Origin of the sequence: Cytobacillus firmus (assembly GCF_023715565.1) — a bacterium.
In the GTDB taxonomy this organism is placed as follows: domain Bacteria; phylum Bacillota; class Bacilli; order Bacillales; family Cytobacillaceae; genus Cytobacillus; species Cytobacillus firmus_C.
This window is the reverse complement of sequence record NZ_JAMBOJ010000037.1, coordinates 1-13813: the sequence shown is the minus strand read 5'-3', so window position 1 is coordinate 13813 and position 13813 is coordinate 1. Positions and strand designations below refer to the sequence as shown.

At 39.5% G+C, this 13813-nt stretch carries 15 protein-coding genes and 1 tRNA gene; 6 read left to right on the top strand and 10 right to left on the bottom strand.

Going from position 1 to position 13813, the window contains the following annotated elements:
* Positions 1–12 precede the first annotated feature (12 nt).
* Positions 13–2331, bottom strand: coding sequence for a UvrD-helicase domain-containing protein (locus M3205_RS15430; RefSeq protein WP_251170744.1), 2319 nt, complete (start codon positions 2329–2331; stop codon positions 13–15).
* A 208-nt stretch (positions 2332–2539) separates the two neighbouring features.
* Here M3205_RS15430 and M3205_RS15425 point away from each other — a divergent pair, with 208 nt between their 5' ends.
* Positions 2540–2824 (top strand): hypothetical protein, encoded by a 285-nt coding sequence (locus M3205_RS15425; protein WP_251170743.1) that lies wholly within the window; start codon positions 2540–2542, stop codon positions 2822–2824.
* A 12-nt stretch (positions 2825–2836) separates the two neighbouring features.
* On the opposite strand, the gene M3205_RS15420 is transcribed toward M3205_RS15425, so the two are convergent.
* From M3205_RS15420 to M3205_RS15405, 4 genes are all read right to left on the bottom strand, one after another.
* Positions 2837–3511, bottom strand: a complete 675-nt coding sequence (locus tag M3205_RS15420; protein ID WP_251170742.1) for a DUF421 domain-containing protein — start codon at positions 3509–3511, stop codon at positions 2837–2839.
* A 103-nt stretch (positions 3512–3614) separates the two neighbouring features.
* Positions 3615–4037, bottom strand: coding sequence for a GNAT family N-acetyltransferase (locus tag M3205_RS15415; RefSeq protein WP_251170741.1), 423 nt, complete (start codon positions 4035–4037; stop codon positions 3615–3617).
* Positions 4038–4041: 4 nt separating this feature from the next.
* Positions 4042–4560, bottom strand: coding sequence for a YjcG family protein (locus M3205_RS15410; RefSeq protein WP_251170740.1), 519 nt, complete (start codon positions 4558–4560; stop codon positions 4042–4044).
* Between the two features lie 189 nt (positions 4561–4749).
* Positions 4750–5472, bottom strand: a complete 723-nt coding sequence (locus tag M3205_RS15405; protein WP_251170739.1) for an alpha/beta hydrolase — start codon at positions 5470–5472, stop codon at positions 4750–4752.
* Positions 5473–5703: 231 nt separating this feature from the next.
* Between M3205_RS15405 and M3205_RS15400 the strand changes: the two genes are divergently transcribed.
* The 3 genes from M3205_RS15400 to M3205_RS15390 all read left to right on the top strand — a co-directional run bounded on the left by M3205_RS15400 (position 5704) and on the right by M3205_RS15390 (position 9311).
* Positions 5704–6696: a TAXI family TRAP transporter solute-binding subunit gene (locus M3205_RS15400; protein WP_251170738.1), complete on the top strand. Its 993-nt coding sequence runs from the start codon at positions 5704–5706 to the stop codon at positions 6694–6696.
* Positions 6697–6832: 136 nt separating this feature from the next.
* Positions 6833–7363 carry a DUF1850 domain-containing protein gene (locus M3205_RS15395; protein ID WP_251170737.1) on the top strand — a complete coding sequence of 177 codons (531 nt, stop codon included), beginning with the start codon at positions 6833–6835 and terminating at the stop codon, positions 7361–7363.
* On the top strand, positions 7353–9311 hold the full coding sequence (locus M3205_RS15390) for a TRAP transporter permease (RefSeq protein WP_251170736.1): 1959 nt from the start codon (positions 7353–7355) through the stop codon (positions 9309–9311). The genes M3205_RS15395 and M3205_RS15390 overlap by 11 nt, the downstream gene beginning before the upstream one ends.
* A 113-nt stretch (positions 9312–9424) precedes the next feature.
* Here M3205_RS15390 and M3205_RS15385 read toward each other — a convergent pair whose 3' ends face one another.
* The 4 genes from M3205_RS15385 to M3205_RS15370 all read right to left on the bottom strand — a co-directional run bounded on the left by M3205_RS15385 (position 9425) and on the right by M3205_RS15370 (position 12169).
* The gene (locus M3205_RS15385; RefSeq protein ID WP_251170735.1) at positions 9425–10009 is read right to left on the bottom strand and encodes a hypothetical protein; all 585 of its coding nucleotides are present in this window, start codon (positions 10007–10009) and stop codon (positions 9425–9427) included.
* Between the two features lie 155 nt (positions 10010–10164).
* Positions 10165–10383: a WYL domain-containing protein gene (locus tag M3205_RS15380; RefSeq protein ID WP_251170734.1), complete on the bottom strand. Its 219-nt coding sequence runs from the start codon at positions 10381–10383 to the stop codon at positions 10165–10167.
* A 287-nt stretch (positions 10384–10670) separates the two neighbouring features.
* The gene (locus M3205_RS15375; RefSeq protein ID WP_251170733.1) at positions 10671–11285 is read right to left on the bottom strand and encodes a YczE/YyaS/YitT family protein; all 615 of its coding nucleotides are present in this window, start codon (positions 11283–11285) and stop codon (positions 10671–10673) included.
* Between the two features lie 119 nt (positions 11286–11404).
* Entirely contained in the window at positions 11405–12169 is a 765-nt protein-coding gene (locus tag M3205_RS15370; RefSeq protein ID WP_251170732.1) for a SurA N-terminal domain-containing protein, read from the bottom strand.
* Between the two features lie 245 nt (positions 12170–12414).
* Here M3205_RS15370 and M3205_RS15365 point away from each other — a divergent pair.
* Positions 12415–12487, top strand: a tRNA-Val gene (locus M3205_RS15365).
* A gap of 199 nt (positions 12488–12686) precedes the next feature.
* Positions 12687–13661, top strand: a complete 975-nt coding sequence (locus tag M3205_RS15360; RefSeq protein ID WP_251170731.1) for a proline dehydrogenase family protein — start codon at positions 12687–12689, stop codon at positions 13659–13661.
* Positions 13662–13724: 63 nt separating this feature from the next.
* Here the strand turns inward: M3205_RS15360 and M3205_RS25940 are convergent, their stop codons facing one another.
* Positions 13725–13811, bottom strand: a complete 87-nt coding sequence (locus tag M3205_RS25940; protein WP_396105855.1) for an IS3 family transposase — start codon at positions 13809–13811, stop codon at positions 13725–13727.
* Between the last annotated feature and the right edge of the window lie 2 nt (positions 13812–13813).

Genomic DNA, 13813 nt, shown 5'->3' with positions numbered 1-13813 from the left:
CAGGTCTTCTGTTTATTTTTTGCCTTTGCTCCTGCCGCCTCTTGTGATGGGAGCAAGAAACCTTGATGAATAAGCCTTCCGTCCACGCCTTTTTTCTGGCACGGATATATACAGGACCCTTCTTGCCCTTGTTACGGCAACATACATTAATCTTCGTTCTTCCTCAAGCGGCGCCGACTCTCCTGAACGGTAAGCTTCCAGTGCATGATCATGCGGCAGGTTTCCTTCTACTGCGCCAGCTACATATACCACATTGTATTCTAGCCCTTTTGCACGGTGGATAGTGCTCAATGTAATAGCATTATCATTATTTCGGCTCAGGCGCTTGATCTCTTTGTTCATGGCTCTCATATGCTCAGTATGCTCAAGAAATTCTTTAAGTGACTCGAAATTACGGGCTGCGACCTTCAAATCTTTTATATCATCAGAGCCTTTATCCATTTTATTACCTTCATTGCCCCGTTTTTTTATAAAGTCCTGAAATCCCAATTCTTTTTCAACCGTTTCAATTGCAATGATGGGACTAAGCCTTGAGATTGATCGGACCACTGGAATCACTTTTTTTAATTTACTTTCCTGGAAAGCAAAGCCTGTTTTTATAAACTTCAGGCTTTCCAGCAGTGAGCAATCCTGCAAGATACTTTCGGCCTTAATATCCTGTAGGACGGATTGCTTAATAAACAGAGACGGAAGTGCATCTTTCAAAGAATTCTGGTCATCCTCATTTACTGATAACTTTAAAAAAGCAAGCATGCTTCGAACAATAAACCGGTCATAAAATGATTCAGCATCCTGATCTAATTTAAACGGAAGGCTGGAATTGGCAAGCCGTTCAAAAATAGCCCTGCTGCCGGTATGGGTACGGAATAATACTGCAAAATCCCGCGGATGATACCCTTCTTCAATTTTTTCTTGGATATCAGTCAGGATCATTGTTGCTTCTTCTTCCTCGTCATAGGGAAAAAAGAGAAAGGGATGCTGTTCACCGGAAAATTGAGCATTCATGCTTTTGGGACGTCTAAATTTATTCTGAGAAATGATTTGATTTGCAGCTGAAACAATCTCATGAGCAGAGCGATAGTTCTGACTCAATGTTATTACCTTAGCACCAGGGAAGTCTTTTTCGAAATCCAAAAGATATTGGGGATCACTCCCTCTGAAGGCATATATCGATTGGTCATCGTCTCCAACTGCACAAACATTTTTGGTTTTGTCAGACAGCATTTTCATAAGCTCATATTGAACATTATTAATATCCTGAAACTCATCAATAAGGAAATAATGAAAGCGATTTTGATATTGTTCCAAGACCTCTGGTTCTTCTAGAAAAAAGGCATGGCAGCCTGTGAGCATATCATCAAAATCAAATAATTCTTTTTTTCTTTTTATTTGTTCATACCTTTGATAAAGAATCGCTGCTTGTTCCTCCCATTCATTCTTTGGGTGAACTTTTCCAGGTATGATAAGAGAATTTTTCCAAAAGCTGATTTGCTGGAGTGCAAGGTCAAATGCAAATTCCTTTTCATCAAGCTTCAAGTCTCTACTGGATTCTTTAATAATCTGTTCCCGCTGCCATTCTTTATTAAGGAGCTTGCCAGAAGCCCATTTTTCCGGATTGTGAAAAGAAAGTATCCGATAAAATAAGCTGTGAAAAGTGCCTGAAACGATTTGCCTGACCTTTCGGGCATCCATTCCAGGGTATTGCGTAAGGCGCTCCTTCATTTCAGCTGCAGCCTTAGCAGTAAAGGTAACAAGCATAATTGATTTAGGATCGATATTTTTCTCGCGAAGCATAAAAGCAGTCCGTGTTGTCAGCACACGGGTTTTGCCGCTGCCTGCACCTGCGAGAACAAGCAGTGGCCCATCCAGGTGAGACACTGCCGCTGCCTGTTGCTGATCCAAAAAGACGCCTGCATCTGAAAGGGACTTTAAGTATTCATCAGGGAAATTAGGACTGACATTGTTTTCTTGGATATAAGGGGGGATATTTTTTACTTGCTGAGCTTTTTTAAAGGCTGATTGGACTTCAATCACTTCAGCTGTAGCTATTGATCTAGATACAGGGATTTTAAATCCGTTTCTTTCTATATATTCTGCAGTCTCGATCTTGACTGGTTCCAGGTTAAGAGGTATATCTTTGCACGAATTGCTGTTTTTCTGAATATGATAAAAATGAGGTTCATCAAGAATTCCTAAATACAAACGGACAGCAGCACCACAATCAGGGCAGTGCAGCTTTCCTTTTTTACCTTCTTCATAAATATGCTGAAAACTTTCTCTGTTCAATTGTTCCAGGTTCACAGTTTTATTATGTAACTTTGCTGTTTTCATTAAAACTACCCCATTATATATAAATTGCCGAGTTTAACAATATTATTTTTCTGCTTAAATATAAGCCAGACTTAATCATAACAAACCAATTAAGGATTCTAAAGTGCTTTTCTGTTTAAAAATTCATGGAAACGGGTACATAAAATTCAATAAAATTTCGTATTCTCTTAATAATGAGATAAGTACCTAATCGGAAGGGGAAGTTATAATGGGCTACATTTTACCGGTGACTTCATATCAATATAATCAGTATGCAGAAAGAGAGAATGGAACAAAGTATGACCCTTTTCGGCTAATTCCAGTTGCCAGGATATCCGCACAATCTAATCCGAAAACTTTCCATCATACACTTCCCCTGGATGTTCAAAGAAGGTTTTCTAAATCAAATACTCAAGAACAGACTGAAAACAAAACGCGGACAGCTGGGAAAAAAGCAGACGATATATATGAAGACCTGACAGGAAAAGGTCGGTTTGTTAGTGCATGTATATGAAAAAGGAGGGGCTTAGTACGTTTGCACGTGCAAAGCCTCTCCTTTTTTCCATTCTGCATATAAGACATCTTCAATACTTCTGGCACCGTAATTTTTAATTTCGTTCATTAGCTTTGTATCGTCCCAGCCAATGCTCTTTAGATTATCCCAAATTACTTCTCCATCTATAATTAAAGTTACTGGAAGTTCAACGGTATTAATTGGGACTCCTAAATCCTTATTGGAAGGGATGGCGTAAGCCGGTTTTTTCAATGCGCTGATTGTTCCATCCGTTTCAAGAATTGCATATTCACATTCGCTGATTGAAAAGACATCCTTTGAACGGAGGAGATGCTGGAGCTGATTAAGGTCCAGATGATTCTTTTTGAGTTCTTCATAAACGATTTTCCCCTTTTTTATAACAATGGAGGGCTCTCCTTCAAGCATCTTCCGTGTGCGTTTAAATTTCTGGGTTATGTATTCTGTGAAATAGATGAGAATTCCCCAGACAGTAACTGCCAAGAAAATTTCAGGTAATCCTGTTTCTTTATCGTAGAATGCATTTCCGATAAGTTCCCCTAAGACGATTGCAGAGATAAAATCAAAAGGAGTAATCTGTGTGATCTGAGTCTTGCCTAACAATTTGGCCATAATGAATAATAAAATATATCCTATCACAAGCTCGCTTATAATATTTAAATATTCCATTCAAACCACTCCTCCTAATACTTTATCTGATTAGTGTTTACATAAAGGCCAAAAATTATTGTAAAACGAAAAAAGCTCCTGCCGCCTGGCAGAAGCTTTTCCGCTAAATAGTCTTCTTCATTGTACGATGCGGGATTCCGGCATCCATAAATTCCTCAGAGATTACCTGATAGCCCAGCTTTTCATAAAAAGGAATGGCTTGAGTCTGGGCATTTAATTTTAAGGCAGGCAATCCTTGCTTCATAGCATGTTCCTCAATTTTATCCATAATTGCTTTACCGGATCCGCTTTTGCGGTGATCCTTCAATACGCAGATTCTTTCTACTTTGCCATTGCCATCAACGGTGCGAAACCTTCCGGCACCTGCGGGAGTGCCATTATTATAAAGTACAAAATGGACTGCTTCGTCCTCGAATTGATCGATCTCTTCTTCCAGGGGAACATTTTGCTCGCCGACAAAAACTTGTTTCCTTATTGATAAGGCATCTTGCATTTCTTGTTCTGATGTTACAACCTTAACCTCCATTACACTATTCCTTTCCTAGCCTGAATGTTTCATAAACGGTCCAAGATCCGTTTTCCAGTTGATACAGAAGATGAAAACGGTCAACAATCTCCTCGTGATTTACAGGCTGCATTCTTAAGCTCCCATATACATCTGAATGCTCATCATTAGAGAGTTTTTGCCCAATGGTAATATGAGGGACAAAATTATATTCAGGTGTCTCTCCGCTAATATGATCATTCAGCTCTACATGTAACTCCTCGAGCTGCGCTGAAGGCTCAATTTTGAAATAAATGACATTATTGACTGGCTGGAATGAGCTGATTTTTGATGCGTTTATTTGAAACGGTTCGTGTTTTTTAGCTATTTCATTTAGTGTTTCTGTCAATTGCTTTGTTTCTTCTTCAGTTGCTTCGAAGCGCGATCTTAAAGTTATATGCGGAGAAATTAAAGCATAATGCGGATCATACCGCTTTCTATAAGAATTGGCCAAATCCTGCAGCTTTTTTGACGGGAAAATAACGATGCCGTAATTAGTCTTCATACAACAACCTCCATGTTTCTTAATTTTTAATAATTGGCAGGGTAAGCAATAAATGAAAAACACATTGTTGAACCATTATAGCAATTTTCTAAATTCATTATATAATTATACCTTTTTTCATGATAAAAAGCAGTGAGCTTAGGGAATCTTTTTAATTGAGAAGAGTAGTTCTTTTTACTCAATTCAAAGTTAAAACATATACTTTAACGCGTTTTTTAAATCCGGCTGCCAGTATGTCCAAGTATGATCTCCATCGAATTCTTCATAGAAGTAAGGAAATTGCTTTTCCTTTAACAAGTTGGAAAGTTCCCGATTTGGAGTAAGAAAATCTTTCTCATCGCCACCAGTAGTTTTTACAGATGTCTCACCTTTTCCGATAACATGATAAATATTAAGAAGGTGGGGCTGCGTAAATTCCTCTACTGCTTCTGTAACAGAATTATCGACATACGGTGATTGAAGAATTAACCTTCCGAATGTATTAGGATATTGAAGGGCCGCCATTAAGGAAACAGTGGCAGCAAGGGAATCTCCCATAAGGGCTCGTCCCATTCCCATTTGGTAAGTAGGGAATTCACGGTCAAGGTATGGAACCAATTCATGTGCAAGAAAACGAATATATGCATTATGCTGTTCACCGTCCGGATGATATTTCTTCCATCTGTCCTTTACGTTTTTATAGGGAACACCAACAATAATGATATTTTCGATTTCTTTTCCATCTAATAATTCATCTGCAACCCGTCCGACTCTTCCCAGCTGGAAGTAGTCTTTGCCGTCTTGGGCGATAACAACAGTGTATTTATATAGAGGTGAAAAGGAAGCGGGTAAATAAATGAGCAATTCAACTTCTTCACCCAGTTCTTTGCTTTGAATTGTAATATCCTGTATTGATCCTCTAGGGTAATCCATATTGGTCTTATCCTCCGTTTAGTCTTTATGTAAGAGTTTACATGATGATTTTATCATATATATATAGGAATTGCTTTTTACTTGCATTATCATTCATAGACAGAATGCAATTTAATGGTGTAAGTAGATTTCTTTTTTTAGAAAAGGTAATTAGGTATCATTTAACAATTCTGATTAGTTTTATGGTAGTATATAATAGAGAATTTTCTAAAATTAAAAGGGGGAATTAGGATGAAAAAGAGAAGTATGTTTCTGGTTACCGCTCTGCTGTTAGCGCTTTCTATGGTTCTTGCAGCCTGCGGCGGTGGAAAGGATGAAGGCGGCGGCGATAAAGAAGGCGGCGCAGACAAGCCTAAATATATGAGCATTGTGACTGGTGGAACAGGAGGTACATACTATCCGCTGGGTGGATCATTTGCCGAGATTATTTCAGATGCTACAGGCATTGATACAAATGCTGAAGTTTCAGGTGCATCTGCAGAGAACATGAATACACTGAAAGATGGCAATGCTGAGATTGCTTTCTCTCAAACAGATATTGCGTCATATGCGCAAGAAGGAAAGTTAATGTTTGAAGGTGAAGCTGTGGATAATGTTAGTGCAATCGGCACACTTTATCCTGAAACGATCCAGATTGTTACTACTGCAAAATCTGGCATTAAATCTGTTGAAGACTTAAAAGGCAAAAAAGTTTCAATCGGAGCACCTGGTTCAGGAACTGCTGCGAATGCAGAACAGATCCTTGAGGTACATGGCATCAAATTGGCAGACATTAAAAAGCAGGATCTTTCTTTTGATGAGTCAACTGCCGGAATCCAGGATGGCAATATTGATGCTGCATTCGTTACAGCAGGAACTCCTACAGGTGCTGTTGAAGGACTTTCTGCAACTGAAGATGTAGTAATCGTCCCGCTTGAACAGGATAAAATCGATGCATTAATTGAAAAATATCCATACTATGTACAGGATGAAGTGCCATCTGGAACGTATAAGCTTGCAGAAGCTGCGCCGACAGTGGCAGTGCAGGCAATGCTTGTTGTTTCAAATGACCTTTCAGAGGATGTAGTTTACGATGTTACGAAAGCAATTTTTGAGAACCTTGATAAAGTTACTCATGCCAAAGGAAAAATGATTAAGGCTGAAAATGCCGTAAAAGGTACTGGAATTGAACTGCATCCAGGTGCTAAAAAGTACTTTGACGAAAAAGGCTTTAAAGCTGAATAATGTTTCACTAACATAATCAAAGGATGAAATTTGGCCGGCTGTAAAACCTGTTAGGGTTATTGCGCCGGTCAATTAATTTTAATATCAAACAGCGTTGACATGTAAAAACTGTCAATACTTTTTAGGTGGAGTTTCCATGTGTTTTCAAAAGCGGGGGATTAGAATACTGAGCCTGGTAATCCTTATAGCCATTACCATCGCAATCATTTTTTTCATTCCCATTAAGCAGGCAGTTGTTTTCGAGTATCAAAACAAAGGAAATGTGATTGCTTACTTTCCGCTTAATGAAGGAAGTGTTTTTAAAATAAAGTATACCCATTCCATCCACCTTTCAGATGTTGTAGAAAGCTATACGATAACTGAGGATGGCAATATTAATTTGTTTGAACTCGTGTATGAAGATTTTTCGATCGGCATGCCTGAGAATGCTTCAGAAGGAGAGATATTCGAGCAAAAGGATGGCAAATATTATATTAAGAATATGAAAAGGGTACTTCCTTCATTTGATTTAAGGCTGGGGAAGGTGAGGGCAAATCACAGGTTAATTTTCAAAGACAAAGAATACGTCCTTTCCAATTATATTGAACCCGGCACATGGGTACGAATTAAGGCAAAAAAAATAAACTTATTCGAAGGTGTGAAAGGAGTGAATATCCTTGGAACATAAAGGGGAAACATTATCTCTCGAGGAACAGCAAAAATTACTTGAAAAATATGATCCTGAGGCAGGTACAAGGAAATTAGGAGGATTATTGGGCTGGATTGTCTTTTTGGGGCTTCTGGCATTTTCTCTGTTCCATTTATATACCGGTGTATTCGGGATGCTTACAGCTCAGCTGCAGCGTTCGATTCATTTAGGTTTTGCTTTGGCCCTAATATTTCTATTATTCCCTGCAAGAAAAAAAGACAGAGGCCGAAATCATAAAGTTGCCTGGTACGACATAGTTTTAGCTATACTGGGTGTTGCGGTAGGCGCTTATTGGCCGCTTTTTATTGATGAAATAGTCATGAGGGCAGGGCGTTTGACTGAAATAGATTTTTATGTAGGATTAGCAGCAGTGCTTTTAGTATTGGAAGCGACCAGGCGAGCGGTTGGACTTCCAATAACCATTATTGCTGTTGTTTTTCTTGCCTATGCGATTTTTGGGCCATATATGCCGGCATTTTTGGCGCACCGCGGTCTGGATTTAGAGAGATTGGTTCAGACCATGTTCTTTACAACGGAGGGAATCCTGGGTACCCCTTTAGGTGTATCTTCTACATTTATATTTTTATTCTTGTTATTTGGATCATTCCTTGTAAAAACCGGGGTAGGGCAGTATTTTAATGATTTGGCTGTTTCTATCGCTGGAAAGAGAACTGGCGGACCGGCGAAGGTGGCCATTTTCTCAAGTGCACTACAGGGAACAATTAGCGGAAGTTCTGTAGCTAACGTAGTAACATCAGGCTCTTTTACCATCCCGATGATGAAAAAGCTTGGCTATAAGAAGGAATTCGCTGGCGCAGTTGAAGCAACTGCATCCACCGGCGGCCAGATAATGCCACCGATCATGGGTGCTGCTGCATTCCTGATGGTTGAGTTTATTGGCGGCGGTATTACATATTGGGATATTGCTAAGGCTGCTGCAATTCCTGCGCTTCTGTATTTTGCAGGGGTCTGGATCATGACTCACTTCGAAGCAAAGCGTGTAGGACTTAGAGGTCTGAAAGATGAAGAGATGCCTAACCGTAAAGAAGTAATGAAAAAGATTTATCTGCTGCTGCCTATTTTGGCAGTTATCTTCCTGCTTATGAGCGGAATGAGTGTAATACGAGCTGCACTCTGGTCAATTGTCATTACGGTTGCAGTGAGTATGATCAGCAAGGAAACACGTATTGGATTCAGAGATGCTATCGATGCTTTAGTTGATGGTGCACGTACGGCTTTGGGCGTTGCTGCAGCCACAGCTGCAGCAGGTATTATTGTTGGGGTAGTTGTAAAGACAGGTCTTGGATTAAAGATGGCGAATGGCCTGCTTGATCTTTCCGGCGGGCTGTTAATCCCGACTTTGATGCTGACAATGATTGCAGCAATTATTCTTGGAATGGGTTCGCCTACAACGGCAAACTATGTTATTACATCAACAATAGCCGCCCCGGCAATTATTCTACTGGGCGTACCAGATTTATCCGCTCACTTATTTGTTTTCTACTTCGGTATTATAGCAGATGTCACACCTCCAGTTGCTCTGGCGGCATTTGCGGCGGCTGGTGTATCCGGTGGAGATCCGATAAAGACTGGAGTAACAGCCTCCAAGCTTGCCATCGGGGCTTTTATTATTCCATATATGTTTGTCCTTTCACCGGAGTTATTGATGATTGATACCACCTGGTATTACTTAATTTGGGTAGTATTCACCGCTTTGGCAGGTATGATGGCCATAGGTGCCGGTGTAATAGGCTACTGGCTGCGAAAGCTGAATATTCTTGAAAGACTGCTTGGAATTGCAGGGGGGCTGTTGCTTATTTACCCTGAAGGGGTTTCTGATATTGTAGGTTTAGGTATCTTTATCCTGTTGATTGCATTGCAGGTTTTCATAAAAAAAGATGATCAGGCCAAGCCACAAACAGCTTAACTTAAAAAAAGCTAAAGACTGGAGCCGGGCAGTACCAAATTTAAAATAATATTATAGCAAAAAGGAAGGATGCTACTATGAGCTCCTTCCTCTTTACTTCTGGTATTGGTCAGTCAGGCACCCTGGTCGCTATGGCCGATAGAAAGTGTGGCACTGACGTAATTTTCTTCGCTGCTCGTTAATAGGACAGTGAAGGTACCTGGTTCATCTCCTTCATAGACTTCTTCACTAAGGGTTTCCTTTAACAGTTCGCTTTTATACTCAATGATTTCACTGTGATTGCTATCATCTTTAACTCTGTTAACTTCCTCAGCATCTTTCGGAATCCTTTTTTCGATAAATGCAAGAACCTCTTCATTATTCATTTCTTTTTCCATATCCTCGAATTGCAGTTCCATATTAACTGCACGATGGGTTTGAAATTCTACCAGCATACTGTCTCCATTAAAGCGTGCTATCTCCTTGTTGTTTTTATTTTCGCCATAAGCCCCTGTAAAAAGTTCCCGAGTGTCTCCTAAGCCAACTTCTTCAGTAATTCTTTTGTTTTCTCTCGGTGCTTCCTTCGTTTCTGCCCGCTGTTCTTCAGTAGAAGGATTGTTGTTGTCTTCCTTCTCTACTATTTGCTCTTCAGTCTGATTGCAGCCTGCCAGCAAAAGGCTGCATGCAAACAAACCAGTGATTAATGATTTTGATTTCATAAAATCCATCCTTTCCCAAATATGCAGAACTTTAGGGTCCAATCCCAGTTAGAGAATATATACCCCAAAGGGAGCAGGATAATCGGGAAGGAGGCATAATAAAAAGCCGTACTTCTTCTGTGAAATACAGCCTTGGTGTATATATGGAATTGTCTTTAGCTGATCTGGCGAGCCTGCTTTTCAGGTAAAATGGACATGATATGATTTAAATTAAAGATTCGCATCTGTTTTCTATATAAACAATAGGCTAAAATCGTGCTGCCTCGAAGTTCTTTGATTAATATTTTTCTTTGTGTAAATGAATTGCGTTTGGAGTGGTAAATGATTTCCACAGGCTTTCTCTCTTCCATAGCTCGATAAAGAATTCCTTTCATAGAGAAATCCCTCCTTACTTTTATTTACATTGTAAACGAACGTGCGTTCTTAATCAAGAGGGACGCGAAAATTTGTTCGCATAAAAAAAGACTCCATAAATGAAGTCTTTGAAATAGGTTCTTTTCGTATAACATGTTGTTTTTCACCTATTAATGTTGTCCGTTGATTTCAGCTCCAGGTTGCCCGCTTTCCGCGGGGCGGGCGATGAGCCTCCTCGACGCAGTAGTCTCGGACCTTCCGCTCCGATCATCTCAGCAAATAGTATACCAATAGCAACAAACGGCCTTTAAATAATCTTTAATCCCTTATCTTTTAAGTGATTTAGAAAAGCAGTTCCATATTGTATGGCATAGCCTAAAAATATGGCTACAATTAATGTACCTAATCCTACAGGTCCGCCTAAAAGAAGGCCAAAGGCCAATGCCAGAAATTCATTAATGATACGAGCTGACTTAATGCTGATATTGAGCCTTTTGGCAGTGGCGATCATTAAACCGTCAATTGGGCCGCTGAATAATTGCGGGCGGATATAGATTGATACCCCGAAGCCCAGAAGAATAATGCCGGTGAAGAAGGCAAATATCTGATAGGGAAATTGTGTAACTGTGAAGTCGCTAAAAACAATTTCCATCCAAAAATCAATCCCCATACTCGCTAATATGGTTCCAATGAATGATTTAAACTGCGGTTTTTCCCAGGTAAGTAAGGCATTGAAAAATATAAGGGATGCAGTGACCAAAAATGACCAGGTTCCGATGGTCAGGCCGAACTGATTAAAAAGTCCAACATAGACAGTGTCCCAGGCACCTGCACCAAGATCGGATAAGATGATTAATGAGATACCGAGAGTGAGTATTAAATAACCTGCAAATATTTGAATGAATGTAGTATGTTTTATCATGTTGATCCTCCCCAATACATATTACAGCATTTAAATGATTCCTCAAGGGGAAGATTACATCCATTAATTTCTATTTCCACATAAAAACAGCTCCCGATATAGGAGCTGTTCAAATATTTTTAAACCTTAATATCAATTTTTGAACTTTTCTTCAACTCTTCTACATGCTTAACAAGCTTTTCCTGCTGTTTTTGCTGTTCGAGCTGCTGTTTGATCTGAGGCTTTACTTCTTCCAATTTAGGGGGCTCCTGTCCTTCAGCACCACCCTGGCTGGCGTATTCTTCATAGAATTTCTGAATTTCAGCATCTGTAACTTCTTCAGGCTTAATCTCGCCTTCGATGTATTTCGTATATTTAATATTGTTGGCAATTTCCGTCTCTAATGAATCGGGATTAAGACCAGCCTGTTTCATTGCTGTTTCAAATTCTTTATCATTCTTGAATTGTCCTTTTGTTTCTTCGAGCTGCTTTTTGACTTCTTCATCAGAAGCTTTATAGCCTTTTTTATCAGCCTGCTGGAGAAGCAGGGTCTGTCCCACTAGACTGTCAAGTGTCTGTTTCTTAATTTTCTCTGCAGCATCTTTTGCAGTAGGGTCTTGTCCCATTTGCTGATACATCATTTGTGATGAAGTAAGCACACTGTTATACTCGCGTCCAAGAATTTTCTGATCATTCACAATGGCAACTGTTTTGTTTTCATCAAGCTTTTGCTTATCCATTTTCTTTTGCATTTCTTCCATTTGCTTTTGCTGATCCTGCTTATCGGTTTCAGCTGTTTTTGTTTCTTCTTTTTTATCGGCCTTCTTGCTTTCATCATCAGCTCCACAAGCAGCTAAAACGGCTGATAGTAATACTAGTAAAAAGGGGTACATTAGTTTCTTCATTAAAATTCTCCTTCCGTAACCCTGTATAGTTTGATTCAACTAACAAAAGAATCATATAGTGGGGATTATAAAGCATATAATCTTAAAAAGATACCTATAAGGTTTAAAAGCCTAATTTGTAAAGGGAATGTAATCTGGTTACAAAGTTCCTAACCTGATAGTTTTGGATGAAATATTGGTATTGACTTTTATGTCTAAAAGATGTATATTTTATATTGTCCCCTTTACAGGGAAATATACATAACGATTCCGTAGCTCAGCTGGGAGAGCGCTACCTTGACAGGGTAGAGGTCGCTGGTTCGAACCCAGTCGGAATCATACTTAAAGCGCTTGGCTGTTAATGCCAGGCGTTTTTTTTGTATCCCGGGAGATCCTCATTGTTGAGCCGGATTTCCCGTGAGGTTTTAACCAAATAGTGATAGGGAATCGATAAAATATTAATATTCGCAAAATAATTTTTATTGAAAATCTATGCTATAATTTTATTGTGAAATTACAAGAGTTAGGGGATATTTCTATGTTGAAAGATCTGTTTATAGGCCTTTCCCAAAACGAATTTCTGAATAGTGCCGCAAAGAAATATGGATTGAAACTGGGCGCGCAGAATGTAGTTGCCGGGACCAATCTAGATGAAGCAATTCACAGCATAAAAGAGCTAAATGCTCATGGCATCTCTTGTACTGTCGATAACCTCGGTGAATTCGTCTATAAAAAGGAAGAGGCGGCAGAAGCGAAAAAACAAATTATAGAAGTGATAGAGGCCATTCATGAAAATCAGGTGGATGCACATATCTCTTTAAAGCCTTCTCAATTAGGTCTTGATATTGACTACTCTTTCTGTCTTGAAAATGTCAGGGATATAGTAGAAAGAGCAAGTCATTATGGTATTTTTGTGAACATGGATATGGAAGACTCCAAGCGCTTGCAGCCTTCCTTTGACATTTTGGATGAAGTATCCAAAGAATACAATAACATCGGTACAGTTATTCAGGCATATTTCCTGGGTGCTGAAGAAGATCTGAAGAAATATCAGAACTTCCGGCTGCGGATTGTTAAGGGTGCTTACAAAGAGCCTGAAGAAATTGCTTATCAGGACAAAAATGACATTGACGCTAACTTTATAAAATTAATAGAGTGGCATCTCGTGAATGGCAAATTTACTTCAATTGCAACACATGACCATAATGTAATTAATCATGTAAAAGATTTTGTAAGGGCTAACAATATCCCTAAAGATAAATTTGAATTCCAAATGCTCTATGGCTTCCGTAAGGATATGCAGATGAAGCTTGCTGGCGAAGGCTATAATTTCTGCACATATGTTCCTTTTGGACATGACTGGTATGGCTACTTCATGAGACGCCTGGCAGAACGGCCGCAGAACTTAAACCTTGTGGCCAAGCAGGTATTTACTAAGAAAACCAATACTGTGATTGGTGTAGCAGCAGGGGCTTTCCTATTAGGCAGATTGACAAAAAAGCGAAAAAAATAATAAGAAAGAGCCTCCCTTTGTTATGTGAACTGTGCCCCGATTTACGGACAGTTTAAAAAGCGCCTATGCGGCTAGTAAATGGCCCCAGTATTGCACCGGGGTCATTTTATTTAAGCCCCATTGATAACGATGCTGGTTATATTCCTCGATCA